The 1102-nt window shown below is 71.0% G+C and carries 2 protein-coding genes; both read left to right on the top strand.

The annotated features are described in order from the left end of the window. Positions 1–644 (top strand): hypothetical protein (locus U4E84_RS18325; RefSeq protein ID WP_322533492.1); only part of this gene is annotated, 644 nt, incomplete at its 5' end. Between the two features lie 103 nt (positions 645–747). Next, on the top strand, positions 748–1102 hold a 355-nt coding region (locus U4E84_RS18330), incomplete at its 3' end, for a low molecular weight phosphatase family protein (protein WP_322533493.1).

Consider the following 1102-nt stretch of genomic DNA (forward strand, 5'->3'; position numbering starts at 1 on the left):
TCGCGCTCGCCGGCCGTGCGTCGACCGACCCCGGCGACGGCAGCGGTTCGGACGGCGGCGACGACGGAGACAAAAACGGAAGCGACGCCGGCGAGAACGGAAGCGACGGAGACGAAAACGGAAGCGACGGCGGCGAGAACGGAAGCGACGACGGAGACGAGAACGGAAGCGACGACGGAGACGAGAACGGAAGCGACGGCGACGACGAGGTCGACCTCCAGATTCGGCCGGCCGTCGAGGTGGTCCGAGAGGCCGCGACGCCCGAGCACCCGCCCCGGCTCCGCGCGACGCTGACGAACGCGGGCGACGAGCGGGTGTGGGTCGGCGCGGGCTGCGCGGTCCACTTCGAGTACGTCGCCGACGGCTGCGACGCGCTCGTGCTCCTCCCGGCCGACGGCGAGTACCCCGCCGAACCCGACTGCTGCCGGCTCACCGACGACATCGCGATCACCGAGGAGTACCGGACGTTCGCGCTCGACCCCGGCGAATCGAGCGAACGACTCCTCGACCTGTACGCGACGCCCGGCGAGGACGCCTGCCTCCCGGTGGGCGAGTACCGGTTCGAGACGACGATGGCGGTCGTGTCCGAGGACGCCGAACCGGAGTCGTCGGCGGCGTGGGGGTTCTCGGTCGTGCTGGAGTGAGCGTCGGTCGCCGGACCGCGCTCGTCGACGCCGCCGCGCGGAATCCGTATCGCTCTATAGTCCTCTTAGGAACCGTTAATCGGGCGCACCGAGAGAAACGCGTATGAGCGACGACGATGTCGTGACGTTCGGGTTCGTCTGTGTCCAGAACGCCGGCCGCAGCCAGATGTCCGCGGCGTTCGCCAAGCGCGAGCGCCGCGAGCGCGGCCTCGACGACCGCGTCGAGATCGTGACCGGCGGAACGCACCCGGCCGACGAGGTTCATCCCGAGGTCGTGGAGGCGATGCGGGAACTCGACATCGACCTCGCCGACCGCGTCCCGCGGGAGGTCCCGACCGCGGAGCTGAACGCGTGCGACGTGGTCGCCACGATGGGGTGTTCGACGCTGACGCTCGCCGACGGCGTGGAGGCCCGCGACTGGGCCCTCGACGATCCCCACGGCCAGGACGCCGAGCGCG

This window comes from Halorubrum sp. AD140, from assembly GCF_034497445.1.
In the GTDB taxonomy this organism is placed as follows: domain Archaea; phylum Halobacteriota; class Halobacteria; order Halobacteriales; family Haloferacaceae; genus Halorubrum.